This is a genomic window from Marinospirillum sp. (assembly GCF_014859565.1).
Genome location: NZ_JACUUA010000033.1, coordinates 1 through 26200, shown reverse-complemented (window position 1 = coordinate 26200; position 26200 = coordinate 1). Strand labels below are relative to the sequence as shown.

27 protein-coding genes and 1 tRNA gene are annotated in these 26200 nt (G+C 51.1%); 17 read left to right on the top strand and 11 right to left on the bottom strand.

Annotated elements, in window-relative coordinates; genetic code table 11:
• The first annotated feature begins 75 nt into the window (after positions 1 to 75).
• The 6 genes from IBX50_RS06750 to IBX50_RS06725 all read left to right on the top strand — a co-directional run bounded on the left by IBX50_RS06750 (position 76) and on the right by IBX50_RS06725 (position 3728).
• Positions 76 to 204, top strand: a complete 129-nt coding sequence (locus IBX50_RS06750) for a hypothetical protein (RefSeq protein WP_292254452.1) — start codon at positions 76 to 78, stop codon at positions 202 to 204.
• Between the two features lie 86 nt (positions 205 to 290).
• Positions 291 to 1064, top strand: coding sequence for a hypothetical protein (locus tag IBX50_RS06745; RefSeq protein ID WP_292254451.1), 774 nt, complete (start codon positions 291 to 293; stop codon positions 1062 to 1064).
• Between the two features lie 25 nt (positions 1065 to 1089).
• The gene (locus IBX50_RS06740) at positions 1090 to 1542 is read left to right on the top strand and encodes a hypothetical protein (protein ID WP_292254450.1); all 453 of its coding nucleotides are present in this window, start codon (positions 1090 to 1092) and stop codon (positions 1540 to 1542) included.
• Between the two features lie 80 nt (positions 1543 to 1622).
• Positions 1623 to 1907, top strand: coding sequence for a hypothetical protein (locus IBX50_RS06735; RefSeq protein WP_292254449.1), 285 nt, complete (start codon positions 1623 to 1625; stop codon positions 1905 to 1907).
• Between the two features lie 253 nt (positions 1908 to 2160).
• Positions 2161 to 3159 (top strand): Fic family protein, encoded by a 999-nt coding sequence (locus IBX50_RS06730; RefSeq protein ID WP_292254448.1) that lies wholly within the window; start codon positions 2161 to 2163, stop codon positions 3157 to 3159.
• Between the two features lie 161 nt (positions 3160 to 3320).
• Positions 3321 to 3728 carry a hypothetical protein gene (locus tag IBX50_RS06725; RefSeq protein ID WP_292254447.1) on the top strand — a complete coding sequence of 136 codons (408 nt, stop codon included), beginning with the start codon at positions 3321 to 3323 and terminating at the stop codon, positions 3726 to 3728.
• On the opposite strand, the gene IBX50_RS06720 is transcribed toward IBX50_RS06725, so the two are convergent.
• The 3 genes from IBX50_RS06720 to IBX50_RS06710 form a co-directional block, all read right to left on the bottom strand.
• Positions 3710 to 4597, bottom strand: coding sequence for a DMT family transporter (locus IBX50_RS06720; protein ID WP_292254446.1), 888 nt, complete (start codon positions 4595 to 4597; stop codon positions 3710 to 3712). The two genes, IBX50_RS06725 and IBX50_RS06720, sit on opposite strands and share 19 nt — an antisense overlap.
• 114 nt (positions 4598 to 4711) lie before the next feature.
• The gene (locus tag IBX50_RS06715; RefSeq protein ID WP_292254445.1) at positions 4712 to 5650 is read right to left on the bottom strand and encodes a p-hydroxyphenylacetate 3-hydroxylase reductase component; all 939 of its coding nucleotides are present in this window, start codon (positions 5648 to 5650) and stop codon (positions 4712 to 4714) included.
• 12 nt (positions 5651 to 5662) lie between these two features.
• On the bottom strand, positions 5663 to 6832 hold the full coding sequence (locus tag IBX50_RS06710) for a p-hydroxyphenylacetate 3-hydroxylase oxygenase component (RefSeq protein ID WP_292254444.1): 1170 nt from the start codon (positions 6830 to 6832) through the stop codon (positions 5663 to 5665).
• A 409-nt stretch (positions 6833 to 7241) separates the two neighbouring features.
• Between IBX50_RS06710 and hpaD the strand changes: the two genes are divergently transcribed.
• The 9 genes from hpaD (at position 7242) to IBX50_RS06665 (ending at position 16152) form a co-directional block, all read left to right on the top strand.
• On the top strand, positions 7242 to 8093 hold the full coding sequence (gene hpaD, locus IBX50_RS06705) for a 3,4-dihydroxyphenylacetate 2,3-dioxygenase (RefSeq protein ID WP_292254443.1): 852 nt from the start codon (positions 7242 to 7244) through the stop codon (positions 8091 to 8093).
• 108 nt (positions 8094 to 8201) lie between these two features.
• On the top strand, positions 8202 to 9632 hold the full coding sequence (locus tag IBX50_RS06700; RefSeq protein ID WP_292254442.1) for an aldehyde dehydrogenase family protein: 1431 nt from the start codon (positions 8202 to 8204) through the stop codon (positions 9630 to 9632).
• 24 nt (positions 9633 to 9656) lie between these two features.
• Positions 9657 to 10850, top strand: coding sequence for a Bcr/CflA family efflux MFS transporter (locus IBX50_RS06695; RefSeq protein WP_292254441.1), 1194 nt, complete (start codon positions 9657 to 9659; stop codon positions 10848 to 10850).
• 37 nt (positions 10851 to 10887) lie between these two features.
• Positions 10888 to 12078, top strand: coding sequence for a Bcr/CflA family multidrug efflux MFS transporter (locus IBX50_RS06690; RefSeq protein WP_292254440.1), 1191 nt, complete (start codon positions 10888 to 10890; stop codon positions 12076 to 12078).
• A 104-nt stretch (positions 12079 to 12182) separates the two neighbouring features.
• Positions 12183 to 12566, top strand: a complete 384-nt coding sequence (locus tag IBX50_RS06685; RefSeq protein WP_292254439.1) for a 5-carboxymethyl-2-hydroxymuconate Delta-isomerase — start codon at positions 12183 to 12185, stop codon at positions 12564 to 12566.
• A 131-nt stretch (positions 12567 to 12697) separates the two neighbouring features.
• A complete protein-coding gene (locus IBX50_RS06680; protein WP_292254438.1) occupies positions 12698 to 13741 on the top strand; it encodes a TRAP transporter substrate-binding protein in 1044 nt (347 codons plus the stop codon).
• A gap of 9 nt (positions 13742 to 13750) precedes the next feature.
• Positions 13751 to 14269: a TRAP transporter small permease subunit gene (locus tag IBX50_RS06675; protein ID WP_292254437.1), complete on the top strand. Its 519-nt coding sequence runs from the start codon at positions 13751 to 13753 to the stop codon at positions 14267 to 14269.
• Positions 14270 to 14292: 23 nt separating this feature from the next.
• A complete protein-coding gene (locus IBX50_RS06670; protein WP_292254436.1) occupies positions 14293 to 15621 on the top strand; it encodes a TRAP transporter large permease in 1329 nt (442 codons plus the stop codon).
• Positions 15622 to 15666: 45 nt separating this feature from the next.
• On the top strand, positions 15667 to 16152 hold the full coding sequence (locus IBX50_RS06665; protein ID WP_292254435.1) for a universal stress protein: 486 nt from the start codon (positions 15667 to 15669) through the stop codon (positions 16150 to 16152).
• Between the two features lie 44 nt (positions 16153 to 16196).
• Here IBX50_RS06665 and hpaR read toward each other — a convergent pair whose 3' ends face one another.
• The 7 genes from hpaR to hpaH all read right to left on the bottom strand — a co-directional run bounded on the left by hpaR (position 16197) and on the right by hpaH (position 22458).
• Positions 16197 to 16667, bottom strand: a complete 471-nt coding sequence (gene hpaR, locus IBX50_RS06660; RefSeq protein ID WP_292254433.1) for a homoprotocatechuate degradation operon regulator HpaR — start codon at positions 16665 to 16667, stop codon at positions 16197 to 16199.
• Positions 16668 to 16782: 115 nt separating this feature from the next.
• Complete coding sequence (gene hpaA, locus IBX50_RS06655; RefSeq protein ID WP_292254432.1) at positions 16783 to 17688, bottom strand: 4-hydroxyphenylacetate catabolism regulatory protein HpaA; 906 nt, start codon at positions 17686 to 17688, stop codon at positions 16783 to 16785.
• Between the two features lie 59 nt (positions 17689 to 17747).
• Complete coding sequence (hpaE, locus tag IBX50_RS06650) at positions 17748 to 19283, bottom strand: 5-carboxymethyl-2-hydroxymuconate semialdehyde dehydrogenase (protein ID WP_292254431.1); 1536 nt, start codon at positions 19281 to 19283, stop codon at positions 17748 to 17750.
• Positions 19284 to 19305: 22 nt separating this feature from the next.
• Positions 19306 to 20088: a fumarylacetoacetate hydrolase family protein gene (locus IBX50_RS06645; RefSeq protein WP_292254429.1), complete on the bottom strand. Its 783-nt coding sequence runs from the start codon at positions 20086 to 20088 to the stop codon at positions 19306 to 19308.
• A 3-nt stretch (positions 20089 to 20091) separates the two neighbouring features.
• Complete coding sequence (locus IBX50_RS06640; RefSeq protein WP_292254427.1) at positions 20092 to 20760, bottom strand: fumarylacetoacetate hydrolase family protein; 669 nt, start codon at positions 20758 to 20760, stop codon at positions 20092 to 20094.
• A 52-nt stretch (positions 20761 to 20812) separates the two neighbouring features.
• On the bottom strand, positions 20813 to 21619 hold the full coding sequence (hpaI, locus tag IBX50_RS06635) for a 4-hydroxy-2-oxoheptanedioate aldolase (RefSeq protein ID WP_292254426.1): 807 nt from the start codon (positions 21617 to 21619) through the stop codon (positions 20813 to 20815).
• A gap of 35 nt (positions 21620 to 21654) precedes the next feature.
• Complete coding sequence (gene hpaH / locus IBX50_RS06630; RefSeq protein WP_292254424.1) at positions 21655 to 22458, bottom strand: 2-oxo-hept-4-ene-1,7-dioate hydratase; 804 nt, start codon at positions 22456 to 22458, stop codon at positions 21655 to 21657.
• A 326-nt stretch (positions 22459 to 22784) separates the two neighbouring features.
• Here hpaH and IBX50_RS06625 point away from each other — a divergent pair.
• Positions 22785 to 22871: transfer RNA gene (locus tag IBX50_RS06625), tRNA-Leu, on the top strand.
• Positions 22872 to 22966: 95 nt separating this feature from the next.
• Entirely contained in the window at positions 22967 to 24856 is a 1890-nt protein-coding gene (locus tag IBX50_RS06620; RefSeq protein WP_292254423.1) for a sensor domain-containing diguanylate cyclase, read from the top strand.
• A gap of 19 nt (positions 24857 to 24875) precedes the next feature.
• On the opposite strand, the gene IBX50_RS06615 is transcribed toward IBX50_RS06620, so the two are convergent.
• Positions 24876 to 26045 (bottom strand): NnrS family protein, encoded by a 1170-nt coding sequence (locus IBX50_RS06615; protein ID WP_292254421.1) that lies wholly within the window; start codon positions 26043 to 26045, stop codon positions 24876 to 24878.
• Positions 26046 to 26200 lie beyond the last annotated feature (155 nt).

Sequence of the window (26200 nt, the reverse complement as noted above, 5' to 3'; positions counted from 1 at the left end):
CAGGTGTATTGGAATGCTCAAAAAACGGTGGCCTAAATTACTTGACCACTACAACCACTGAGTGAGGTGATGACTATGGCTATTCCTAATACTACCGGCATGCAGCGCAAGCCGACTGATCCTGGTGAAATGCTGAGAGAGGATTCTGAACGCCCTCGCGCCGTGCTGTCAGTCCTGAAATGGCGCTTCGGCTTGCCTGTATGAACCTTCTCTCTGAATAGGCAGCCCCGCCATTGCCGCCACACGTACTCTGCAACAAAGCAAAGTGAACTCTTGAAGCTAGGGATTACATGGCAAAACAGTGTCATCAATTCATGAGGGTATTTGGTTTGGAGATTACACGCGATATCGCTAATGCGCTTGGCTTTTATGTTTATGCTTACATTGATCCACGTGATGAGTCGGTGTTTTATGTTGGGAAAGGTGTTGGATCGCGGGCGACGGATCACCTTATGGATAAAACTGAATCTGATAAGGTCGCTCGAATCAATGGGATTCGTGCCGCTGGTTTTGAACCGCGTATAGACATCGTTGCTCATCAGCTGCGTGATGACCTTGAGTCTAGCCGTGTTGAGGCAGCTATTATTGAAGTCCTTGAGATAAGCAAATTAACGAATATTGTCAGAGGACGTTTTAGTGCCAACTATCCGCGCCGTTCTCTGGCTGACTTCATTATGGAGCACGTTGCTGATCCTGTAGAGGTTTCAGATCCGGCATTACTGATTCGTATCAATCGACAGTTCAGGTACGGCATGAGTGCAGAAGCGCTTTATGAATGCACACGTGGAATTTGGGTGGTCGGAGAACGCCGGTACAAGGCTAAATATGCAATGGCTGTTTTTGCGGGAATTGTGCGGGAAGTCTATGAAATTGAATCTTGGCATCGTGCAGGGTCAACACCTTATGCAACTCGTGACCAGCAGAAACTGGCTGAAGATCATAACCGCTGGGAGTTTGTTGGTCATATTGCACCTGAGCAGATCCGTTCTAGATACTACGGTCGTTCGGTTGGTCATTTGTTTCGTGCCGGACAGCAGAGTCCCATCGTAGCTGTCGGGCTGTAGTGGTCTAGACGATCATGATGAGTTTATGCCGCATCAGCTTGAACTACTTGAGGAGAAATCAGTGCTTAGACCAGTAATACAGGAAGAAACTACAGGCTGCGGAATTGCTGCAGTAGCCAATATTCTGGGCAAAACCTACGCGGAAATGAAGGCCGTAGCGAACTCTATGGGTATTTATGCAGAAGATAAGTCGCTGTGGTCTGATACCCAATATGTCAGGAAGTTGTTGTCCAATGCAGGGGTCGAGACGTCTGCCAATGAGATTCCCTTTGAGTCATGGGGTAGCCTGCCTGATTTGGCACTGCTGTCCATCAAACACCATCAGGAGGATGGAAAAAATTTCTGGCATTGGGTTGTCTTTAAGCGTGTAGGCGGTCAGGACATTGTGTTGGACTCGGCAAGTTACCTGCCATCCAATATCAGAACCGACTTTAATGAAATGCAGCCCAAGTGGTTTATTGGGGTCACGAATGTATAACAAGCCGCAGCAGTGAATAAAATGTGATGTGCTGGATTATGAGTTACTGGTTATGGGTTGGCTCTTGAGAGGACAGATTGATGCAAGGTGAGTGTCTCTGCGGTTCCTACCAAAAGCCCAGTGGTTTTCGGAGTGACTTTTGTTCGGTGTGCGGCAGCCCGGTTCCCAACCCCCTGAGAAACACGGACAAGGTCTGGGTTCCTGCCGGTTTGCTGAATGGGTTAACAGCATCCAGAGTGGTTGTGCATCTTCATACTGCTTCTGCTGCATCCTGGGAACAGGAATCAGGCCAGTGTGTTCATCTGGAAGGTGGGCCAGAGAGTCTGGAATCACTGAACCAGTTATTGCAGGTTCGGCGGCTTTAGTGGTCAACCAATTCATGAGGGTTAGCCAATAATGGTTACTTCACACGATCAGAATTTCAAGAATCAGATTCTGGATTACCCCGAGGAGAAACAGGTTATGGCTGGATTTGCAGAGCACTACAGACATGGCCTTTGGCAAGTTGTAGTGGATCGCATTAAGCCGCTAAATGCTACGTAACCAATTCATGCTCCGGATATCAGTGATGGTGGACGTGAGCATCTCTGTCTGGTTGAACACTGAGGTTAGTGACTGTTGACCTATAATCCACCTTGCACCATTACATCACGTATCCTCAAGCTGGTTGCAGAAATCAGTGAAGCCATAGGGCGTTTGAGCGCTCAGGTGGAGATGAGTAACGCATTGCGTTTACGGCGCAGCAACCGAATACGCACGATTCAGGGTTCTCTGGCGATTGAGGGTAATACCCTGACAGAAGCGCAGATTACCGCCATTCTGGAAGGTCGGCGTGTGATTGCTCCGCCAAGAGAAGTGCTGGAAGTACAAAATGCGTTGACAGCCTATGATCAGCTAACCCATTGGCAGCCTGGTATAGAACAAGATCTTCTTAAAGCTCATGCAGTGTTAATGCAGGGTTTGCTTGATGGCGCTGGGCAGTATCGTCAGGGTGGCGTAGGTGTAATGTCTGGCAGTGAAGTTATTCATGTGGCGCCGGGTGCTAAACAAGTACCACGACTGATGGCTGATCTTTTTAATTGGCTGGTTACCAGTGATGCGCCGGCATTAATTACCAGTTGTGTGTTTCATTACGAATTTGAGTTTATCCATCCTTTCAGTGATGGTAATGGCCGTATGGGGCGTTTATGGCAGACATTAATTCTCAGCCAATGGCAGCCACTGTTCGTTGATATGCCAGTTGAGAGCCTTGTTTATCAGCATCAGCAGGATTATTACCAAGCCTTACAGGCCAGCACGGATCAAACTGATGCTGCACCTTTTGTTGAATTTATGCTGAGTATCATTGCTGCAACCCTGCAAGAAGCTCTGATGCAGGAAGAAAAAACGCGGGTAGAAATGCAGGTAAAAACGCGGGTAAAAACTCCAGAGCTTATTCTGGGGTTGTTGCAACAACAACCCCAGCTCACTTTGGTTGAGATTGCTCAGCATTTGGGGCGCTCCCCCAGCACCATTGAACGAGCCGTTGCAAAATTAAAACAGCAGCACAAACTTGTATATCACGGCTCTAAAAAGGGAGGCTATTGGCAAGTGGTCACTGAACACAACAAGGTATGAAGTGTGATGCTCTGGATTTTAAGTTGCTGATTATAAACTGGTTTTTAGATAGAGGTTTGATGCGAGGCAGAGTGTCTCTGCGGTGCCGTGAAGTTCGAGATGGATGGTGAGGTCGGGGATCTTTACCGGTGCCATTGTTCTTTAGCAAACCGGAGGTTAATTTGAGTCAGCCAAGGTCTTTAAAAATTAGCCAGCGGGCGTTGGTGCTTCTGGGGGTTGTTTTTGGTGCAGTCACCATTTTTGCCAGTTTTCGTGTGCTTGCAGGAGTCAATCCCAGTTACGAGGTGTTCACTCCACTGCTGGTTTACAACCTGCTGATGGGTTTTGTTTATATTGCGGTGGGCGTTGTTGGATGGTTCAGTCTGGAGCGCGGCAAACAAGGTGCATTGGCAATTCTGGTGTTGAATCTGTTGGTTCTGGTTGCAGTTGTTGTTGTGTACAGGTTAAACGCAGGTATTGCTGTTGAAAGCCTGGCTGCAATGGCGCTGCGAACCTTTGTCTGGTTAGTGATTTTTGCAGGCTTGTGGTGGCTGAGCCGTGTTCGTACCAGTCAGATTCGAGATTTATGACTTCTCAGCCATTGCCGCAGTGCCGGTGCGCGGTTGACGAGTACAGCGGTGAAAATCAGGCTACAGCCGATCAGTTGAAACAGGCTCATGGTTTCAGCAAACCACAGGCTGGCGAGGGTGGCTGTCCAGACAGGTTCCAGGGTCATGATGATGGCGCTGTGGCTGGGAGGTGCCAAGCTTTGTGCGTAGGTTTGCAGCAGAAAACGCAGGCTGGTGGCCAGCAGCATACTGGCAAAAAACCAGCCCCAGATTGCTGCAGGAAAATCAAAACTCCATTCTTCAAAGACCAGTGAACACAGGCCGGTGATCACGCCTGTTACCATCAGCTGGATGGCGGTCAGTGGCAGTGCCGGTATGCGTGCAGCTGCGCGGCTGTTCTGGATAAACATCAAGGCTAGAAAAAACGCCGCCATTAAAAAGCAGAACTCACCAAAACCCAGATGAAACTCGCTGTCCAGTGATAAAAAAGCCAGTCCCGTCAGCACAAAAGGCAGGGATAGATACACCAGTCGGCTGGGTTTTTCACCGCCCATCAACAGGTTAAGCAGCGGCACAATCACTATGCCAAGGCTGGTGAGAAAAGCACCCACGCCGACATGCTGAGCAAACTTTAATCCCAGAATCCAGAACACCATGGCACAGCCGAACAGCACACCCACCTGCAGAGCGCTGATCATCTGGGAGCGATTTAAACGGCGCAGGGGTTTTAAGCACAATAAGGCCAGAAACAAACCGGCACCGGAAAAACGCAGGGCAATAAACAGCAGGGGAGCAAAACCCGCCAGAGCTTCTTTGGAAAAAATCCAGCCAGCGGCTGCAATCAGGGTGGTCACAACCAGCAGTAGATCTGCTTTAAAGTGTGCAGTCATGGATGTTTCCGGGTCAGCGGGTGGTTAAAAATAGACTGATAGGTCAAATGCTGGAGGGATGTTATACAACGGACTGGTTATAAAAACCAGTCCGTTGTGATAGCAGCAGTGGGATTAGATATTGGCAATGTGGTTGAGGATTTTTTTGAAGTTATCCAGTTCTTCTGTACTGAATTTCCCAAACACCTTGTCCTGCTCCTGTCGTGCCAGTGTCCATAAGGCTTCGGCCTGTTCTTCACCCTTGGCGGTGATGCTGTAAGTCTCTTGGTTGTGAGTGATCAGACCCTTGCGTTGCAGGATGTCTGCCGCATTGTCCACTTCACCTTCCGGCATGTTCACTTCCTTGAGCAGTTCCTTGCGCTGCAGCTTGGGTGTTTCCTGCAACACCATCAGCATTCTGGCTTCGCTGGTACGCAATCCGGTGGACAGTTGCAGGGGTGCATAATCCGTCTGGTAGGCACGAACGGCCTGCACCATCTGGTAGTAGTAATGATCCTTGAAGCGTGATTTAAGGCGCTCGATGGCTATCGGCTCGTTTTCTTTTTTGGCCGGGAAGCGTGAATGTGGCATCACCGCTGCATAACTGCCCTGGTGGTAAACCAGTGGTGCACGTCCGGCATCTTCAAATCCGACAACCTTGCCGATCAGTATCCAGTGGTCACCACCATCGACTGTCTGGTAAGACTCACACTGAAAACAGGCAGCACAATCCGGCAGCAGGGGGGCACCTCCCAGTCCGGTCTGGTAATCCACACCGGCAAACTTGTCATCACTGGGGCGGGCAAAGTGATTGGACAGGTCGATTTGATCCGCCGCCAAGATGTTCACGGCAAAGTGACTGGCTTTTTCAAAGATCGCACAACTGCCAGAGCGTTTATCAATGCTCCAGAGGATCAACGGGGGTTCCAGAGAAACCGAGTTGAAGCTGTTGGCGGTTACTCCTGTTTTTTCACCCTCCGGGGTGGTGGCGGTAATAACCGTGACCCCGGTGGCGAAGTTGCCCAAGGCACGGCGAAAAGCCTTGGGGTCAAACTCGGTAATTTGATTAGTCATGACAGCACCTTATTACAGCAGTGAAGGATCAGGCTCCAGACCCAGCAGTTCACGGCCAAGAATCTGGGCGCAAACATCGTAGTCGGTGTAAGCATGAGCAGCAGTCATGTTGGATTCACGCCACAGACGCTGAGCTTCACGGTCTTCATACCAATTGGAGGCACCCATCACTTCCCACAGGCGGTTAACGGCCTGCACACACATTTTTACCGCATAAGCCTGGTTGGTGCGCCAGTGTGCCAGGGTGTAACGATCCGGGTATTCCTGACGCTCACCGTATTCCTTGTGTTCGTTCCAGGTTTTTTCCATGTAGGCGCGGGCAGCGGCAACCTGCTGATAAGATTCAGCAATACGCAGCAGTGGTGGAATGGAGGCATTGACCTTGGCACCGGTGTAAGCGCGCACACGGTTTTTGGTGAGGTCTTTGTAGACTTCAATCATGCGCTCCGCTACACCCAGGCTCATGGAAGCAAAACCGCTGGCAAAGTAGGGACGGTAGGGTGTGTGGAAAATTTTGCTGTCCGGGTAGAGTGGACGGCCAGCGTGACGACCTTCCATCATGTCACTGGCAGCTTGGATCCGGTGTTCAGGAACAAACACCCCCTTGATGCTGGCGGTTTTGGTGCCACTGCCCTGCATACCAATAGCAAACCAGTCATCAATGATGGTGAATTCGCTGCGTGGAATCACGGCAAAGCTGTAGACCTTTTCACCGGCAGCGTTGTCACGCAGAAAACCAACAATGATCCAGTCGGCATGATCTACACCGCTGCTCCACTTCATGTCACCTGTGAAGATGATGCCGCCTTCGGTTTCTTCATGCTTGCCAAAAGGCGCAATGCTGCTGGATGCCACAGCATCAGGGTTTTGACCCCAGAATTCGTCCTGCGCCTGTTTGCTGAACATGGCCATCTGGTGGTTGTGTGTACACAGCAGGCTATACGCCCAGGCGGTAGAGCAGCAGGCACCGGCCAGTGCAGCAATACAGTCAGTAAACTCGGGCAGGCTGATTTCCAGGCCACCATAGGCCTTGGGCAGGAAAACCCGATTCATTTGAATGCCGTTCAGCATGTCGATGTTTTCTTGCGGCACTTGGCGCAGCTCTTCGGCTTTGCTGGCGTTGGCACGAATGGCTGGTAGTAGTTCCTGCAGTTTTTCCAGCATGGGGTTATTTTTTTTCATGGGAGTCTTGTCCTCTCTTTTTCGCTGTTGTTGTGTTTTGAGAGCGGTAACTGCCTGATCCACTAAAGGGGTATCAGGGGGTTCAAATGGCCTACAGCAAGTCTTGGCTGTGAAAAAGTATGGGGAGGGGTAGACTTTTGAGAAAGGTAAAAAATTCTTTAATTATGGTACTTTCCTGTATTGAGTTGGATTCAAGACGGGCTGAATGTGGCTGAAAGCCGCATGAATACTGGGTTTTAACAGGGTGTGGAAAGTGCATTCAGGCCATACAATAAAGTGTTCAAGTCTTGATGGAGTGGATTGACAGCAGCAGAAGCTTTGTTCTAGCATTACTTAACATGTTAAATATCTTGTGCTGGCTGTAGATAAAAACCACCTACATTAACAACAACGAAGAAGGTGCTTAATCATGGGCGAAATCGTTTTAGCAGCAAAAATTACTCACGTACCCACCATGCTCTTGTCTGAGCAACCCGGCAATTTGCAGGGCTGCCGTCAGCAGGCGATTGATGGTCACCGCGAAATCATGCGTCGTGCGCGTGAGAAGGGTGTGGATACCATTGTGGTGCTGGATACCCACTGGCTGGTAAATGCCGGTTTCCACATCAACAGCAACCCGGTGTTTAAAGGCTGTTACACCAGCCACGAGTTCCCACACTTTATTCAGAATCTGGATTATGAGTACAAGGGTGACCCAGAGCTGGGTGATGCCATTGCGGCCAAAGCCACAGAAAAGGGTGTGCATACCCTGTCGCATCAGGTAGAAACGCTGGATCTGGAATACGGCACATTGGTTCCCATGCACTTTATGGAGCCCGGTGATATTCCGATTGTTTCCATTGCGGCCTGGTGTACGGTGCACAATCTGCAGGATTCCCGCAAGCTGGGTGAGGCGATTCGTGAAGCCATTGAAGCCAGTGATCGCAAGGTTATGCTGCTGGCTTCCGGTTCTCTTTCCCACAAGATCTGGGAAAACGAGCTGTATGCTGCCAATAACGGTACTTTCACGATTTCCCGCGAGTTTAACCGTCAGGTGGATCTGCGCGTGCTGGAGTTATGGCAGCAGGGTGAAATTGCCACCTTCCTGAAAATGCTGCCGGAGTATGCCCAGTATTGTTCCGGTGAAGGTGGTATGCACGATACCGCTATGTTGTTTGGTGCACTGGGCTGGGATAAGTACACCGGCAAGGGTGAAGTGATTGGTGAATACTTCCCCAGCTCCGGTACTGGTCAGGTCAACGTTGTTTTCCCTGTGCTGTAACGCATCCGGAACAAATGGCGGCAACTGAACAGGTTGCTGCCATTACCCTGCTGCAACACCCACTGCAATTTCCAGAATTTATTCCAGGCTATCGGAGAAACCCTCTTCATGCTGCAAGCATCCTATCCCTTTTATCTGGCCAACGAAGCCCTGTCACCCAACCAGGATCTGGTGGTGTATGACAAATATACCGGTGAGGCCGCCACACGAGTTGCCATGGCTGATGCAGCAACCATCGACCAGGCCATCGCTGCTGCTGCCGCTGCTGCCGAACCCATGCGTAAATTACCCTCCTGGAAGCGCCAGGCCATTCTGAATCACTGTGTCAGACGTTTTGAAGAACGTGCTGATGAACTGGCAGAAGCCCTGTGTATTGAAGCCGGTAAACCCATCAAGGATGCACGCGGAGAAGTGACCCGCTTGATTGATACCTTCCGTATTGCCGCAGAAGAAGCGGTGCGTATTGGGGGTGAAGTGGTGCCGATGGATATTACCCCGCGTGCGCAGGGTTATACCGGCATGTGGAAACGGGTGCCGATTGGCCCCTGTTCTTTTATATCTCCGTTTAACTTTCCGCTGAATCTGGCAGCCCACAAGGTGGCTCCAGCGATTGCTGCCGGTTGTCCTTTTATACTCAAACCCGCCAGCCTGACACCCATCGGTGCAATCATTATTGGTGAGGTGCTGGCCGAAACAGATTTGCCCAAGGGTGCTTTTTCCATTCTGCCCTGTCACCGGGATGGTGCGGATCTGTTCACCACGGATGAGCGCCTGAAGCTGCTGAGTTTCACTGGCTCGCCGGAAGTGGGCTGGCAATTAAAAGCCAAGGCCGGTAAAAAGCCGGTGGTGCTGGAGCTGGGTGGTAACGCCGCTTGTATTGTGGATGAAGGAACCGATTTGGATGATGCGGTGGCACGGATTATTTTTGGTGCTTATTACCAGTCCGGCCAGAGTTGTATCAGTGTGCAGCGTATTCTGGTGCACGACAAACACTATGATGAAGTGCGTGACAAGCTGACTCAGGCTGTAAAAGCCCTGCGCTCCGGTGATCCAAAAAATGAAGATACCTTCATCGGGCCGATGATTTCTGAGAAAGAAGCGACCCGTTTGCATGACTGGGTGCTGGAAGCAAAAAATGCCGGTGCTGTGGTGCTGGCCGGTGGTGAGCGCGAAGGTGCCATGCTGCAGGCAACTCTGCTGGAGCAGGTTGATCCGAGCCTGAATGTGAACACTCAGGAAGCCTTTGGTCCGGTTGCCATTCTTTCTCGCTTCAGTGATTTTGATGAAGCATTAAAAGAAGTGAACAATTCCGACTTTGGTTTGCAGGCAGGACTTTTCACCCGCGATATCTACAAAATCCAGAAAGCCTGGGATGAGCTGGAAGTCGGTGGAGTGGTGATTGGCGATGTACCTTCCTGGCGTGTTGATCATATGCCCTATGGTGGTGTAAAAGACAGCGGACTGGGTCGTGAAGGGGTGCGTTATGCCATTGAAGACATGACTGAACTGCGTCTTCTGGTGATACGTAACCCAGGCTAAAAACTGGCTGGGAATTGATTATTCGTGAAAGCAACACCGCCGCCGCTTGCATTGCTGATATTCATTGCCATGGCCAGTCCATTGGCACTGAATGCGTTTGTCCCGGCCATGCCGGATGTGGCGGTGGCGCTGGGTACGGATATCGCCACCATTCAGCTGACCTTTACGCTGTATCTGCTGACACTGGCGATCGGGCAGTTGATCAGCGGCCAGTTGGCTGATTATTTTGGTCGTCGCCCAGTTTTGCTGGTCGGTTTTGGTTTGCACGTTGCCGGTAGCCTACTGGCGGCACTGGCCAGCACGGTGGAAGTATTAATTGCGGCGCGTATTTTACAGGCGCTGGGTGGCAGCACGGCGATGGTGCTGGCGCGTACCATTCTGCTGGATGTGCATGGTCGATCCGGTGCGGCAGGGCGTATGGGATATCTGGTGATGGCAATTGCCATTGCCCAGGCTATCGCTCCGGCGATTGGTGGTTTTCTGAATCTCTGGAGCGGCTGGAACTCGATTTTTTACCTGTCGGTGATTATGGGCAGTCTGGTGTGGCTGGTGGCACTCATCTATTTGCCGGAAACCTGTGAAACAACCCGCAGTGAACTGAAACTGGCCGGAATGTTAAAGCGTTATGCCCAGCTGCTGGGTTCTGCCCAGTACACAGGTTATGTGTTGTCTACCACTGCGCTGGCTGCTGCTTTTTACCTGTTTGTGGGTAGTTCACCTTACATTGTGGTGGACGTGTTGGGTGGCAACTCAGCACAGTTTGGTTTGTGGTTTTTGACGGTATCCTTTTCTTTTATGGCCGGTAGTTTTATCTCCACCCGTCTGGCACAGGTGATGAGTGTGGATCAGATGGTTTTGCTGGGTAATAGCCTGGCATTGCTGGGTGCCAGTATGTTGCTGGGCTTTGTCCTGCTGAGCCAGCTGAGTTATGCCGGTTTATTTTTGCCGATGGCGCTGGTGATTTTTGGCCGGGGGTTAAGTCAACCCAATGCCCAGTTGGCGGCCATCAGTTGTGCTTCGGGTTCTGCCGGTGCGGCGTCCGGCATGATGGGTTTTATCCAGCTGTTTGCCGGTGCTTTGATTGCCCAGAGTGTTCCTTATTTGCTGGATATCAGCATGAACTGGGTGTTCAGCAGTATTTTGTTTGCAACGCTGATGGCTCTGCTGGCGCACTTTTACAGCTGGCAGGGCAACAAAAAAACGATGGCTGCGGGCTGATGCCCAGTTAACTGATCGCTTATAAAGAGAAGAAAAATTGATTGCTCCAGTGACCCAACCCCATAAATTGATTGTACTGCTGGCTGCGCTGGTTGCTTTTGGCCCCTTGTCCATCGACATGTATCTGCCGAGCCTGCCGCTAATTGCGGCGGATCTGAATGCAGCACAATCCGATATCCAGCTGACCATCAGTGTGTTTCTGGCCGGACTGTTTGTTGGCATGTTGTTTTATGGCCCCCTGTCAGACAAGTTGGGCAGACGTCCGTTATTGCTGGGTGGCATCACCCTGTATCTGTTTGCCAGTGTGGCTTGTTTTTTGGCGGTCTCTTCTGAATGGCTGATTGTTGCACGCTTTTTACAGGCGCTGGGTGCCGCGGCGGCCTCGGTGCTGGCGCGTGCCATAGTGCGGGATCTGTTTCCAATCAATGAAGCGGCCAGGGTGTTGTCCCTGATGCATCTGGTGACCATGATTGCCACCCTGATGGCACCACTGGTGGGTGGTTATCTGATTCTGCTGAGTGGCTGGCGCTCACTGTTTGTGGTGCTGTTTGTGTTTGCCGCCCTTGTGCTGGTTGCCAGCATCTGGAAAATCCCGGAAACCCATCATGGCAGCTCACGTGGTTCTACCGTGACTGCGGTCTTCAAAGCCTATGGGCGAATCCTTTTTCAGCCGGTGGCTGTGGGTTACATCCTTTGTATGTCGCTGACTTTTGCTGGCATGTTTGCCTATATCACCGCTTCTCCCTTTGTTTATATCGAATATTTTGGGGTTTCCCCGCAGGTTTATGCCTGGTTGTTCAGCCTGAATATCGGTGGAATCATCCTGCTGGTCAGCCTGAATGCTCGTTATGTTGGTCACTTTGGTACTCAGCGCTTGTTGATTGCAGGAGCCAGTCTGGCAGCAGTTTCGGGATTATTGCTGGTGTTGGCGGGTGTAACCGGCTGGGGTGGTCTGCCATTGATTGTGGTGGCGCTGCTGGGGTTTGTCAGTGTCACCGGGGTGTTAGGTGCCAACTGTATGGCAAGCCTGCTGGCGCGCTTCCCTGAGCAGGCGGGTGCAGCTGCAGGGATTGCTGTGGCCTGCCAGTTTGGGCTGGGAGCCATAGCCAGCTCGCTGGTGAGTGCCCTGCACGATGGTTCACCACTGGTGATGGCATTACTGGTGGGAGTCACCGGCTGTGGTTCGCTGGCTGCATTATTGCTGACACGCAGACCCGCTGTGGCTTGAAGGGTGGGCTGGATCACACCAGCACATTTGCTAGGTTGACAAAACTTAATATGTTAATTAGATTTGAGTGATAGCTCAGGCACTAAGAACAAGAGGGTTAACCCATGCCACATTTTATCGTTGAGTACTCCGGCAATCTGCATGACCGCCTTGAGTTTCAGCCGCTGTTCAAAGAGCTGCACGAATACGTGGTGTCCACCGGTGCCTTTCCTCTGGGTGGAGTCCGCAGCCGTGCCATACGTTGTAATGATTTTCGTGTGGCGGATGGCAGAGAAGATTTTGCGTTTATCAATCTGAATTTAAAAATTGGGCACGGTCGTGATATGGAGTTGAAAAAAACCGTGGCTGAAAATGTATTTCGTATTTTCTGTGACTGGATGCAACCCATTACGGATAACAGCTACTGTCAGATTTCTTTTGAAATGACAGAGCTGGATCCAGTGCTCAAATTTAATAAAAACAATATTCATCCGCTGTTCGTTAAATAATACGGACAGCGTGAATAACCAGTAGGCTCAAGACAGTGGTTTTATCTGCTGTCCTGTCCTGAGAAGGCTTATTAATTTAAATAAGCAACTTCAAGACGTGCAAGACAATAACAATTAACTGGAGACACGCCATGAAAATTCTAGGCACATCTGTCAAAACCCTGGCTGCGGCATCCTTACTGACCCTTGGTATGGCTGGCTCAGCAGTGGTATCTGCTTCAACAACCCTGGTTGTTGGCACCTGGATGCCCCCCAGCAACCCCATGAACTCCACCGCTCTGCCCACCTGGGCTGGCTGGGTGGAAGAAGCCACCGAAGGCCGTGTTAAGGTTCGCATTGAACAGGGTCTGGGTAATCCCGCTTCTTTTTACCAGATGGTTGAAGATGGTGTTATGAATGCCGGCTGGAGCTTCCATGGCTACCTGCCCGGTCGTTTCAGTCTACCTATGGCCGTTGAGCAGCCTGGTCTGGGTGTGAATGCCGAAGCGGCTTCTGCAGCTTTATGGCAGGTGCATGAAAAGTACTTTGCCAAAGCTGATCAGTATGAAGGCTTAGAACTTCTGGGCTTGTTCACACATGGTCCCGGTCAACTGCATACTCGTGAACCCATCAACAGTCTGGCTGATTTGCGTAACAAGCGGATTCGTATTGGTGGTGGTGTTCAGGCCACTCTTGGTCAGCGCATTGGCGTTTCAGCCGTTTCTGCTCCCGGCCCGCAAGTCTATGAAATGCTGCAACAAGGTGTTGCTGATGGTGTGTTCATGCCCGCCGGTGAACAGCGTTCTGCCCGTCTGGCCGAAGTGGCTCCTAACCTGACTATTTTACCCGGTGGTATGTACCTGGGTAGCTTTGCTTTTTTTATCGATCCTGAGTTCATGGCGAGCTTGAGCCCGCGTGATGCCGAAGCAATTCGCAAGGTGTCTGGCTACAAGTTCTCCGTTATGGCCGGTAAAGCCTGGGATCAGGATGACGTTGACGGTATTGCTTTTGCCCGTGAACAGGGTGGCAATGTTGTTGAGCTGGCAGAAAACCATGCCATCGTGCGTGAGTTCCGTGAGCTGATCAAAGGCATGGATGATGCATGGGTGGAGAGTGTCTCAAAAACAGGTGTTGATGCTCGTAAAGCCCTAGCAGACCTGCGTCGTCTTGCGCTTGCCTACAAAGCTGAAAAGTAGGAGTCAGACATGTCATTTGTGGCTTGGTTAAAGGCACATTATGACGAGAAGGGGCCAGTCCGCTGGCTGGCCTTTCTTCTTGAATTAATTGCTGCCGTAGTCTTGATGGCTCTGATGCTGATTACCTGTATCGATGTTGTTGGTCGTTATGTATTTAATAATCCGTTGCCCGGCTCGGTAGAGCTGACACAAATCAGCATGGCGCTGATGGTTTTTGCAGCCATGCCTGTTGTGACTTGGCGTGGTGGGCATATTGTGGTGGATTTGCTGGATCGTTATCTGCATAACTACGTCGTTAAAGGGCTGGCATTTATATCCGCACTGGTTATTAGCGTTTCCTTTTATTATCTCGGAAGCCGGATTTATCAGTTGGGAGAGCGTTCTATTCGTCGTGGTGAAGTAACAGAGTTTCTTAGTATATCGACCGGTTATTTTGTGCAATATATTGCCATTATGAGCTGGTTCACTGCTTTTGGCATGATCACCTATGGTGTTTATCGCATTTTCTTTCAGGATGAATCCAACTAGTTGTTTATAACAGGTAGCTTTTTATGACCGTGTTGCTGATCGGCTTTGCTGTACTTCTTCTCCTGATCATCGTGGTGCGAATGCCGATCGCGTTCGCCATGGGACTGGTGGGCTTTTTTGGCTTCGCCGCCATGATGGGATTGTCCTGGGATAACTGGGATAACTTTCGCTGGACAGCACCCCTGTCCATGGCATCGAACCGGGTAGTGGATACCGTTCAGAACTACAGCCTGTCGGTAATCCCGCTGTTTATCCTGATGGGCAACTTTGTCATGCGCTCTGGTTTGTCACAGGAGCTGTATCACGCATCCCATGCTTTTTTAGGTCACCGTAAAGGTGGTCTGGCGATGGCTACCGTGGTTGCTTGTGGTGGTTTTTCTGCCATCAGTGGTTCCAGTCTGGCAACTTCCGCGACTATGGCCAAGGTGGCGATGCCTTCCATGCGCAAGTATGGTTACAGTGACTCTTTAGCAACGGCCACCATAGCTGCTGGTGGCTCTCTGGGTATTCTGATTCCACCCAGCGTGATTCTGGTGATCTTTGGACTACTCACTGAAACCAGTATCCGTGAGCTGTTTGCTGCCGGTTTTATTCCCGGAATGATTGCCGTGCTTTTTTATCTGGGTGCCGTGCGTTATGTGGTCTGGCGCAACCCTGCTGCAGGCCCGGCGGCTGAACCCATGCCCTGGAAAGAACGTTTTATTGCCTTGCGTGGTGTTCTGGGTGTTCTTGGTCTGTTTGTTCTGGTGATGGGTGGTATTTATCTGGGTATTTTTACACCAACTGAGGCTGCAGGTGTGGGTGCAGGTGGTGCTTTTGTGATTGCACTGGCGCGTCGATCACTGACCTGGAGTAACCTGTTTGACACCCTGAGTGATACTGCCCGTACCTCGGTGATGCTGCTGGCCGTGGTGATCGGTGCGCTGATTTTTTCTGATTTTATCAACCGTGCTGGTCTGCCGGAGATACTGCTGGACTTTGTTAATGGGCTGGATGTAACACCCATCATGGTCATTCTGGCGATTGTTGGTATTTACCTGCTGTTGGGTATGGTGTTTGAAAGCCTGTCGATGATGCTGCTGACCATCCCGATTTTTTACCCGCTGGTGGCGGCATTGGGTTTTGATCTGGTCTGGTTTGGTATTGTGGTGGTGATTGCCATCGAAATCAGCCTGATCACACCACCGGTTGGCATGAATGTGTTTGTGCTCAGTGCGGTGTTGCGTGATGTAAAAACCAGCACCATTTTTAAAGGTGTGGGGCCTTTCTGGGTGGCAGACATTCTGCGTTTGTTGTTGATCATTTTTGCGGCGCCGCTGTCCCTGTTCCTGCCGGAGCTGCTGTACCGTTAAGCATCTTGTTGTTGCACCATTCAGGCCGCTGGCCGGGAGGTTTCCATGCTGTCCGATTTTAAAACCATACTTTATGTGTCCGATCTGGAGCAGGGTTCGCGCCCTGCTTTTCGTGCGGCAGTCAGTCTTTGCAGTCATTACGATTCCAGCATCACTTATCTGCATGTGCTGGAGTCTATCTCTGGTACAGCTCGTGGTGTGTTAAGCAACATGATGGAAAAAAAGGATATTCAGGAATTACTGGATGAAGGCATAGCCAAACTGACAGTCAAGGTTCGGGATCGAGTAGAGCGCTTTTGTCAGCAGGAGCTGGAACAGCAAGATAAGTTAAAGGCGGATCAGGTGAATGTCCGGGTTGAAGAAGGCACACCCTGGCGAGTGATTTTAAAAGCGGCTGATGAAATTAATGCTGATGTGATTGTTATGGGAACCCGCAAGCATTCAGCACTGGGTCAGGTGTTTGGCTCCACAGCTACAAAGGTTCTGAGCCATTCCAAGCGTCCGGTGCTGGTTGTGCCTCTTACCGAGTAAAGTGGCTCAAGAAATTGCTTTGTGTTGCTCTATCAGGCCGGTGGTTATTCCACCGGCTCTTTTTTGCCCGGTTTGATTCTTGAGAGTTTGTTTAATAACGCACTGAGTTGATCCAGATTTTCCTGGGTAAACTGCCGGGTGATTTCCTGATAACGCTCTTCAAGTTGGGGCGTCATGCGTTCAAACATTTCTTTGGCTTTATCCGTCAGGCTGATCAGTACACGGCGCTGATCTTCCGGTGAGCGGCGGCGTTGAATGTAATCCTGCTGCTCCAGACGGCTGATGATACCGGTCAGGCTGGGACTGAGAATACAACAGATATCAGCCAGTTGTTTTGATTCTAGCTCTTCGTGCTGAACCAGTGCCCGAATAATGCGCCATTGTTGTTCAGTCAGGGGGATTTCCTGTAACACCGGGCGAAAGAAGTTCATTGTTACTTCGCGCGCTTTAAGCAGTTTAAGCGGCAGGGACTCTTCGTATTTGCGCATCTGGCTCGCACACTGAATAACCGGCATTAAATTTCGCCAGTGAAAATGAAGGAATAATTTAAGGCTGTTAGGATTTTAGCGGTTTGTGGCGGGATTATAAAGCTTTTGCTGTAACACAAAATCATTAATATTATCCAAGTGGTCAAATATGTTGCTGGCGATAACGCTGGGTTGTTATACCTGTGTTGCGTTTGAAAAAACGAGAGAAATAAGCCGGATCACTAAAACCCATTTTGTAACAAATTTCACTGCTGGAAAGATTACTGAATGTCAGCAGACGCTTGGATTCCTGAATAATACGGTCGTGGATGATTTTTTTGGGTGAGCGGTTGGCGATGCGCTGGCAGATCTGGTGCAGGCGGCTTTCTGAAAGTCCCAAAGCAGAAGTGTAAGCACTGAGTTGCCAGTGTTCGTGATAATGCTCCTGAATTAAATTGGAAAACTGCCGGAAGCTTTGCAGATCGTCATTATTGACCGACGTGCTGGTTGTCTCTCTGGAGGAAAGGCGGCTGATCTGGATCAGTAACAGGCGCACCAGTGTTTGCAGGGTCAGATTTTTGGCCGGGTAGTCGTGGTTCCATTCCCTGCTGATGGCTTCCAGGGTTTGTACCAGCATCGACCAGTGGATACTTTCTTCTTCATTCAAGTCCTTGAACTGCAGACTCAGTTCATGGTTCAGCTGGCTTTCCAGTTGTTGTTGCAAACCATCCTTGAGCAGCTGCCAGATGATGGACTGATGAATGGTTAACACATGACCACAGGCATCTTGCGCGGTTAAAAAAGAGTGGGGGACAGAGGGGGGAGTCAGCAGCAGTGCCGGCCCTTGTGCATGATATATTTTGTCATCAATATGAAAACGTATTTCGCCCCGGTCGATATAATGAATTTGCAGATACTGGGCATGGCGATGGACGGGCATGTCGCGGCCAAAAAAGACCGCCAGATTTTCCAGAATGTCATAATGAATCAGCGCATCCAGATAACGCCGATCATAATCCTGTCCAAGAATAATGTTGGGAATCCATTCACTTTGATCTGAATCGTTCATGGCTGATCCCCGGTGATAAAAGCAGACAGGGCAACGGCTGCCCCGCCTTGCTGGTCAGATCAGTTTTTGCCCAGCGTAGGTACCTTGTGAGTGCCGTGGGCGATGCAGACGTTTTTGGTTTCCATGTAGAAATCAAAACTCCAGTCACCACCGTCACGACCGATACCGGACATTTTAACACCACCAAAGGGTGATGGCAGGTTGCGGTTGTTTTCCGAGTTCACCCAAAGCATACCGGATTCAACGGCTCTTGCCATACGCATGGCGCGGCCAGTGTTTTCTGTCCAGATGTAACCGGACAAACCGTAGTCACTGTCGTTGGCAATACGGATGGCTTCTTCTTCGGTTTCAAAAGAGATGGTCGTCAGTACCGGGCCAAAAATCTCTTCGCGGGCAATACGCATGGTGTTGTTGGCCGCAGTGAACAGGGTCGGTTCAACATAGTTACCGGCAGCCGAGAAGTCACCCTTGGGCTGGGTGATGCGCTGACCACCGACAGCAATGGTTGCTCCATCCTGTTTGGCAATATCAAAATAGCTGATCACCTTGTTGAAATGCTCGGTATGCACCAGCGGGCCTACTTCAGTATCCGGGTTCAGCGGGTGACCCACACGCAGGTTACGAACCCGCTGTTCCAGTGCAGTAATAAACCGGTCACGGATGCCGCTTTGGATCAACAGGCGGCTGGATGAAGTGCAGCGCTGACCATTGAGGCTGTAAATCATGAATACTACGGCATCCAGTGCGCGTTCAAAGTCGGCATCATCAAAAACAATCACCGGGTTTTTGCCACCCAGCTCAAAGTGCATCCGTTTCAAGGTGTCTGCACCCTGACGCATGATGTGTGAACCGGTGGCGCTTTCACCTACCAGTGCTACAGCTTTGATGGCGGGGTGTTCAGTCAGGCGTTTGCCGGCATTTTCGCCAAAACCATTCACCATGTTCCATACACCCTTGGGCAGCACTTCATCGGCAATTTCAGCCAGAATGTAGGCACTCAGTGGGGTGAGTTCTGCAGGTTTGTGTACCACGGTGCAGCCTGCCGCCAGAGCCGGAGCAATTTTCCAGGTGGACAGCATAAAGGGTGTGTTCCAGGGCGTAATGATACCCACCGGGCCTATGGCTTTACGGATGGTGAAGTTGGTGTGTTCATCCTGATGCAGCGCCAGACCGTTTTGTGCTTCCGGTGCCTTGTCGGCAAAAAAGCGGAAGTTGGCCGCACCACGTACCGCAGCTTGTTTCATGAAGCGAATGGCCTGACCACAGTCCATGGATTCCACCAGCGCAATTTCATCAGCGCGTTCTACCAGGCGGTCAGCAAACTTGTGCAGCATTTTTTTGCGTTCTGCACCGGGGGTGTTGGACCAGCTGGCAAAAGCATCTTCCGCCGCTTGGCAGGCCGCATCCATATCAGCCACGGAACCGGCCATCACTTTACCGATGCTGGTGTTATCGGTGGGGGTGATGTTGTCATATTCCTTGCCACCCGTACCCAGGGTGAATTCACCGTTGATGTAGTGACCGGTGGTGTTGTTTTTAAAACGCTCCAGATATTGGTGGGCGCGTTCAAGATTGCTGGTGTAGGTATCACTCATCTTTTATCTCCTGACATTCTTATTAGTATTTGTCGCCGTAGTATTCCTGCTCACTGACCATGCGGGTCTCAAGTGAGCAGACGTTTTCGATACTGCAAACAATGGTGTCGCCCGGCTGGCAGTCAACAATGCCGTGCGGGGTGCCGGTGCAGATCATGTCGCCAGGGTTTAATGTCATGATCTTGCTCAGATACTCGATCACGAAGGGCACGTTAAAGATCATGTCTTTAGTGCTGCCGTCCTGTGTCAGCTTGCCGTTAACCGTGGTGGTCAGTTTCAGTGCGTTGGCGTCTGCGATGTCTGCGGTATCAACGATCCAGGGCCCCATGGGCAGCAAAGAGTCGCGGCTCTTCACGCGCAGGTTGGGGCGGTAGTAGTTTTCCAGATAGTCGCGGATGGCAAAGTCGTTACACACGGTGTAACCGGCCACATAGTCCAGTGCATCTTCACGCTTGATGTTTTTGCCGGTTTTACCAATCACTGCCACCAGCTCACATTCATAATGCTGGTAATCGATGTTGTCCGGGCGGTAGCTGACCTGCTTGTGACCGGTCAGGGTGTTGGTATGCTTGATGAATACCAGCGGCTCTTTAGGTGGTTCAAAAGCCAGCTCGGTAGCATGGTCGGCATAGTTGATGCCCAGAGCAAAAATAGTGCCCGGCTCTTTAACCGGTGGCAGCCAGGTGATCTGATCTGAATCCAGTGCAATATTCAGCTGTTCGCCACCTTGGGTGGTGATCCGATCCTGGGCATCTATATTTATATCCAGTTCACGGCCTTCAAAAATGATGCGTGCGTGTCTCATGGATCAAGCTCCTCCCAGGGTGTTTGTCAGGGTGCCAACACCCTCAATGCTTGTTTCAACCTTATCGCCCTTGGCAACAGGCACACGATCACCGGCAAAACCCACAGCGATGATTTCACCGGGTTGCAGGGTCATGATGTAAGAGATGGTACTGATCAGTTCAGCAACACTGCGCTGCATCTGGCTCAGCTCAAAAACACTTTTGACTGCACCATTCACAGCGATGCTGACACTTAGTGCATCCGGGTTGGTGATATTTGCCGCCGGAGTGATTTGTGGGCCGACCGGCGCGGAGGTATCCAGGCACTTGCCTTTGATATCCGGCCGGTAGTAGTTCTGTTCCGGCAGTGAGTAGTCAGCAACCACTGTGTAACCATCAACATAACTCAAGGCTTCTTGCGGGCTGACACGGCAGGTGGTTTTGCCGATCACCACACCCAGACTGGCACCCACCACCATTTCAGGTACAGGGTTGCCATCAAAATCCCTGGCCCATTCAACCTCTGCACCGTGACTGCTCCAGGTGTTGCGGGGTTTGTAATAAAGCACGGGTTGGGTGGGTGGTTTGTTGTAGGGAGCCTGATTAAATGTGGCTTCCAGCGCAGCCAGCTGCGCTTTATCGTTCAGCGCCACGCAGACCAGTTTGCTGTTAACCGGAGTTGTATTTGTCATGTTTAACCTTCTTGCTGTTGTTAGGTCGCTGTGAACAGAGGGTTTGCTGGCGTCAGTAACCTGCCTGAGGTTTGGTTGGTTCCGTTACAGCACCCTGTTTAAAGCGCTGTGCCAGCTTTTTTGTTTCCTGAGCAAGCAGCAGTGTATCCACGCCCACCCCGACAAAATTGGCTCCCTGCTCGATGTAACTTTGGGTCAGTGCCGGATCAAGACACAACAAACCCGCATATTTACCGGCAGCACGGATACGGTTCAGGCCGTTGTTGATGGTTTCCACCACCACTGGATGACCGGCATCACCGATATAACCCATGGAAGCTGATAGATCCGAAGGGCCAATAAACACCCCATCCACACCCTCTACGGCAAGGATTGCATCCAGATTGTTCATGGCACTGGCGGTTTCCACCTGAACAATCAGGCATATTTCATCGTTGGCTTTGTGCAGGTAACCGGGAATCTGGTTCCAGCGTGCAGCTCGAGCCAGTGAGGTGCCCAGTCCACGAATGCCCGCAGGGGGATAACGCACGGCACGAACCAGCTGCTCCGCCTGTTCGGCGGTTTCCACCATAGGCACCAACAGGGTTTGTACACCAATATCCAGCAGCTGTTTGATCAGGGCGGTATGACCCTCCACACAGCGCACAATCGGTGCCACATCATAGGGTGCCATGGCTTGCAGATGAGCCATGATGCTGCGCAGATCAAACGGGGCGTGTTCACCGTCAATCAACAACCAGTCAAAACCGGCTGTTGCTGCAATTTCTGCTGCTGTGTTATCCGGCAAACCCAGCCAGAGGCCATACTGAGGCTGGCCTGTTGCCAGCCCGGCTTTGAAGCGATTCTTGGGTAATTCCATAATGAAACTCCTCTAAAAGCAGTCGCCTGGGAAACCTAGGTAAAGTGCAGCGTGACACCACCCAGTGAACCAAAATCGGCATGAACCGTGTCACCGGCTTTTACGGGAACCGGGCGAGTGAAGGAACCGGACAGAATAATTTGCCCTGGCTCCAGACTGATGCCGTGCGGTGCAAAACGCTTGCAGACCCAGCTGATGCCTTTTAACGGGTTGCCCAGTACACCACCTGCCAGTCCGGTTTCTTCAATCTGGCCGTTCAGGTACAACATACAACCCGCCCAGCGCAGATCAATATCCATGGGTTTGATCGGGCGACCGCCCAGCACAATACCGGCATTGGCAGCGTTGTCAGAAATGGTGTCATACACCTTGCGGGTGTAACCGGTTGCCGGATCAGTACGCAGGCAACGAGCAGCAATCAGCTCTAAAGAGGGGATGACATAATCGGTGGCATCAATCACATCAAAAATGGTGACATTTTCACCGAACAAGGGCTTTTTCAGGATAAAAGCCAGCTCAACCTCAATACGCGGATCAAGAAAATCAGAGGCAGGAATACTGGCACCGTCTTCAAACAGCATGTCATCCAGCAGCACACCGTAATCCGGTTCATCAATGTTGGATGACATCTGCATGGCGCGGGACGTGAGGCCAATCTTGTAACCGATCACCTTGCGGCCTTCACTGATCTTGCGATCAACCCACTGCTTTTGCACTGCATAAGCGTCAGCCATGGTCATTTGTGGGTAATCAAGCGTCAGGGCGGGGATTTGTACGCGGTTGACTTCGGCTTCATACAGACGATCGGCTGCGGATTGAACTTGCTCTTTGGTTAACATGCGGTGAGCACCTTTAGCTGTTGTGTGAATTTTTGCGCTTCATGTTGGAATCCTTTTCTCCCGCTGGTTGACGTAGGCTCAATCGGCAAGGGAGGCTCAGTATTAAAGCATTTTAGTTAATATGTTAACTAAGTCAATATCTAACTGGAAGCAGCAGGAAAATATCCCCGTGCCTGATCAAAAGCAGGAGAAAAACAGGAGAATTGTTACTGCAGATATTGGCTGGAAGGATTCCGTGTCGCCCGACTCTTGACGGACAGGCAAACATCTCTATAATGGCGGCCAACTACCGAAGCAGTGATGTACTGTTTCAAGCCCTTCAAATTGCCGGAATGGCGGAATCGGTAGACGCAGCGGATTCAAAATCCGCCGCCCGTAAGGGTGTGCCGGTTCGAGTCCGGCTTCCGGTACCAAGTTTTATCTTTGTTTATCATTTGCCCTGCAATGGGTTAATATTAGCGCCTTACTATTTCAATTTTGCGCTGTTTTAGCAGCGGTACGGAGGCGCATGAACATTGCCCGGGAAACCAGTCAGGTTCTTCTGCTTCGTCGCCGTATTCTGCTGATTGCCCTGCTGGGTGTGTTGATCACCAGTGTTGTTGCCAGTCTCAGTACCACCATTCCTTTTTATATCTCATCTCGCCTTGGGTTAGAAAAAACAGCCCTTATCAGCACACAGGCTCAAGCCAGTGTGGTGGAAAATCTGCTGGGCAAATATCAGGATCTTGCACGCCAGTTCACCAGTCGCACTGAAATTCGTCGACGACTGGAGGCTTATGCTGCCGGTGAGATGACCCTGGATGATCTGATTGCGTTTACACAGCCCCGGCTGGCAGATGCCATGTCCTTGTCCAGTGAAATACTGGGTATGATTCGTGTTGGCCCCGCAGGTGAGGTGGTGGTTCGACTGGGTAAAACGCCCTCGATTCAGGATTCAGCCGTGGATCTGACCGGTTGTGAAGAGGTGCGTTGTCAATTGATCCAGTTGGATGATCAACTGGTTGTGAGGGTTAGTGCTCCGCTGGTATCTGGAGATGGAGTGGTGATCGGGCGGGATGTGTTGTTTTTTAACAGTGCGGCCTTGGCCGGTATTCTGGCTGATCCACTGCGTATGGAAAATCAGGCCAGGGTTTTTCTTGCCCAGTTGGAGCAGCAGTTGGTGGTGGGTGTGGATTACAACACGGGTCAGGTGTTGATTCAGCCATTGACTGAGCCTTTGGTGCAACCCTTGCAGGCATTGGATCGGGTGCAGAGTCGCGTAATACGTCCTGATCAGATGCTTAAAGGCAGTGTGCTGTTTTATGCGCCGGTTCACGCGTCCGGCTGGGGTCTGGTTGCTGAAATCCCTGCGCGGGTGTTTTATTTTCCGGTCTGGCAGCAGCTCTTGTGGCCGCTGGCCGGTATTCTGGTGATGATGTTGCTGGCTATTCTGGTTCTGAGTCGTGCATTGCAGCCACTGGTCAATAGGCTGACCGATCAGGCGCAGGCGCTGGAAGAAGTGGCTGCAGAGCTGCATCTGGCGGCCAGTGTTTTTGAAGGAACCCATGAAGCCATTGCTGTCACTGATGAGTTTCAGCAGCTGGTCAAGGTGAATGCAGCCTTCAGCCATATTACGGGTTTTGATGCCGGGGACGTGTTGGGTCGCAGTCTGATAAGTTTCTTTCATCCGGATGAGTCTGCGGATGAACAGCAGGAGCGGATATGGGAGCCGCTGCAGCGTCGTGGCAGCTGGCAGGGTGAAATCCGTTACCGGTGCAAGGAAGGTGAGCCTGTGCCGGTATTGCAGAGCATCAGCCCAGTGATGAATGAGCAGGGTGAGCTGCAGGGTTTTATTCATATTTTTAATGACATATCAGAACATAAGGCAGTGGAAGAACGGATTCATCATCTGGCGCACTATGATCAGCTAACGGATCTTCCCAACCGCACCTTGTTAAATCAACGTCTGAAGCAGGCTCTGAACAAGGCAAGGAGCCATGGTTCGTCACTGGCAATTCTGTTTATGGATCTGGATCATTTTAAAGAAGTGAACGACACACTTGGGCACCCAGTGGGCGACAAGTTGTTGCAGGCAGTGGCAAAACGTGTGGGTGAACGTTTGCGTGAGCTGGATACCCTGGGGCGTTTGGGTGGTGATGAGTTTCTTGTGTTACTGGAGCATTCCGTGAGCCGTGAGTCCGCAGCGCGAGTGGCAGACAAGATCATTCAATCCCTGACCGAACCCTTTAGCCTGGATGGACATGAGATCAGAATTGGTGTCTCCATTGGCATCAGTCTTTTTCCTGATGACGGGGATAACACTGATGATCTGGTTAAACACGCGGATATAGCCATGTACCGCGCCAAGGAAAACGGCCGTAATAACTACCAGTATTTTTCTCCGGGAATTACTGGTTAAAAGATCGGTACTTAATACATCAGCCGGGTTGTCCATCCGGGCGTGGACGCGTCAGGATGGGTAGAAACACCAGCAGATACAGCAGCAGGGCACTGCTCCATAATACTGCCGAAACCTGGTAGGCCAGTATTCCCATCCAGCTGCTCATAAATACCCTTACAATTCCGGCGCTTAACATCAGCAGTAACGCCAGCTGAATCAGCGCAGAAGTCTTTAATGGCCGCCCCGTGTGTCCCAATCCAACCCGACTCATCATGCTCAGGGTTAATAATCCTATCCCACCGGTAGTCAGTGCATGGATGCCAAGATAAGGGTTGATCAGCTCCAGCATTCCCATACCACGCATAAATAATCCAATGACCAGCCAGGCATAAGCCAGATAAAGGCTCCATAACAACGGGTTTTTCCAGAGACGTGTATCGTGCCATAACAGCAGGTTGGGTAATATCCAGCAGGCCAGCAACAGATTGACCAGCCCCGACCAGATGCTTAATGGCAGCAGCAAATCCACCAGCAGCATCAGTGCCAGCAGCACGGGTAAAGGTCGGGTTAACCAGCTGTACTGGTTAAAAGGCTGGCGCTGTAATCCCATTTGAATAAAAAATGGAATCACCCGTCCACCCATCACCAGCATAATAATCACCAGCAGATCCAGCCCCAGGTGTGCACCCAGATGACTGAGCCAGGGGCTGACTGATCCAAATGCTGGGGCATGACTGATGGCTGCAGCTCCACCCAGCAATGCCACCAGCAGCAGAAAAATGCGGTTGCGTGTTTCAGCACGACTGAGGGCATTCCAGAGTGCCAGAAACAGGCCAATCCAGAAAGCCAGATCCAGCCCGATGTATAACCAAGGCAGGTTGATTAGTAGAGGTGTCAGCCGGGCAGCAAGCCAGACCAGTGCCAGTAACGCCAGTGGCCAGCCATCCGGTGTGGATTGGCCTGTCCAGCGGCGCACGGCGGTTAGCAGAAAACCGGCCACTACCGCACCAGTGTAACCAAACAGCATTTCATGACGATGCCATTGCAAGGGATCAATGATGCCGGGGGCAAACAAATGACCGTTCAGGATCAGTAGCCAGATCAGCATCAGGCTGCTGCCACCCAGTGCGGCCAACAGGAAAAATGGCCGAAACCCCAGTGCAAAAACACTCAGGCCGGGTGTTCTTTTGATTGTGCTGCTGATCATGGTGTTTTTCCTGCGCAGGGTTGTGGCAAGAAGAGTATCAATAACCATGCCAGCGCATGGATCAAGGCCTGGTAATGCTTTTGGGTAAAAACAACCTGATGCATGAAGGGTTAAAATCACTCTTGTGGGTTGTTTTAACCCTGGGTGGTGCTGCT

Coding starts and splice junctions, on each gene's coding strand:
- IBX50_RS06750 (WP_292254452.1), top strand. CDS start 76: ATGGCTATTCCTAATACTACCGGCATGCAGCGCAAGCCGACTGATCCT.
- IBX50_RS06745 (WP_292254451.1), top strand. CDS start 291: ATGGCAAAACAGTGTCATCAATTCATGAGGGTATTTGGTTTGGAGATT.
- IBX50_RS06740 (WP_292254450.1), top strand. CDS start 1,090: ATGCCGCATCAGCTTGAACTACTTGAGGAGAAATCAGTGCTTAGACCA.
- IBX50_RS06735 (WP_292254449.1), top strand. CDS start 1,623: ATGCAAGGTGAGTGTCTCTGCGGTTCCTACCAAAAGCCCAGTGGTTTT.
- IBX50_RS06720 (WP_292254446.1), bottom strand. CDS start 4,597: ATGACTGCACACTTTAAAGCAGATCTACTGCTGGTTGTGACCACCCTG.
- IBX50_RS06715 (WP_292254445.1), bottom strand. CDS start 5,650: ATGACTAATCAAATTACCGAGTTTGACCCCAAGGCTTTTCGCCGTGCC.
- IBX50_RS06710 (WP_292254444.1), bottom strand. CDS start 6,832: ATGAAAAAAAATAACCCCATGCTGGAAAAACTGCAGGAACTACTACCA.
- hpaD (WP_292254443.1), top strand. CDS start 7,242: ATGGGCGAAATCGTTTTAGCAGCAAAAATTACTCACGTACCCACCATG.
- IBX50_RS06700 (WP_292254442.1), top strand. CDS start 8,202: ATGCTGCAAGCATCCTATCCCTTTTATCTGGCCAACGAAGCCCTGTCA.
- IBX50_RS06685 (WP_292254439.1), top strand. CDS start 12,183: ATGCCACATTTTATCGTTGAGTACTCCGGCAATCTGCATGACCGCCTT.
- IBX50_RS06680 (WP_292254438.1), top strand. CDS start 12,698: ATGAAAATTCTAGGCACATCTGTCAAAACCCTGGCTGCGGCATCCTTA.
- IBX50_RS06675 (WP_292254437.1), top strand. CDS start 13,751: ATGTCATTTGTGGCTTGGTTAAAGGCACATTATGACGAGAAGGGGCCA.
- IBX50_RS06670 (WP_292254436.1), top strand. CDS start 14,293: ATGACCGTGTTGCTGATCGGCTTTGCTGTACTTCTTCTCCTGATCATC.
- IBX50_RS06665 (WP_292254435.1), top strand. CDS start 15,667: ATGCTGTCCGATTTTAAAACCATACTTTATGTGTCCGATCTGGAGCAG.
- hpaR (WP_292254433.1), bottom strand. CDS start 16,667: ATGCCGGTTATTCAGTGTGCGAGCCAGATGCGCAAATACGAAGAGTCC.
- hpaA (WP_292254432.1), bottom strand. CDS start 17,688: ATGAACGATTCAGATCAAAGTGAATGGATTCCCAACATTATTCTTGGA.
- hpaE (WP_292254431.1), bottom strand. CDS start 19,283: ATGAGTGATACCTACACCAGCAATCTTGAACGCGCCCACCAATATCTG.
- IBX50_RS06645 (WP_292254429.1), bottom strand. CDS start 20,088: ATGAGACACGCACGCATCATTTTTGAAGGCCGTGAACTGGATATAAAT.
- IBX50_RS06640 (WP_292254427.1), bottom strand. CDS start 20,760: ATGACAAATACAACTCCGGTTAACAGCAAACTGGTCTGCGTGGCGCTG.
- hpaI (WP_292254426.1), bottom strand. CDS start 21,619: ATGGAATTACCCAAGAATCGCTTCAAAGCCGGGCTGGCAACAGGCCAG.
- hpaH (WP_292254424.1), bottom strand. CDS start 22,458: ATGTTAACCAAAGAGCAAGTTCAATCCGCAGCCGATCGTCTGTATGAA.
- IBX50_RS06620 (WP_292254423.1), top strand. CDS start 22,967: ATGAACATTGCCCGGGAAACCAGTCAGGTTCTTCTGCTTCGTCGCCGT.
- IBX50_RS06615 (WP_292254421.1), bottom strand. CDS start 26,045: ATGATCAGCAGCACAATCAAAAGAACACCCGGCCTGAGTGTTTTTGCA.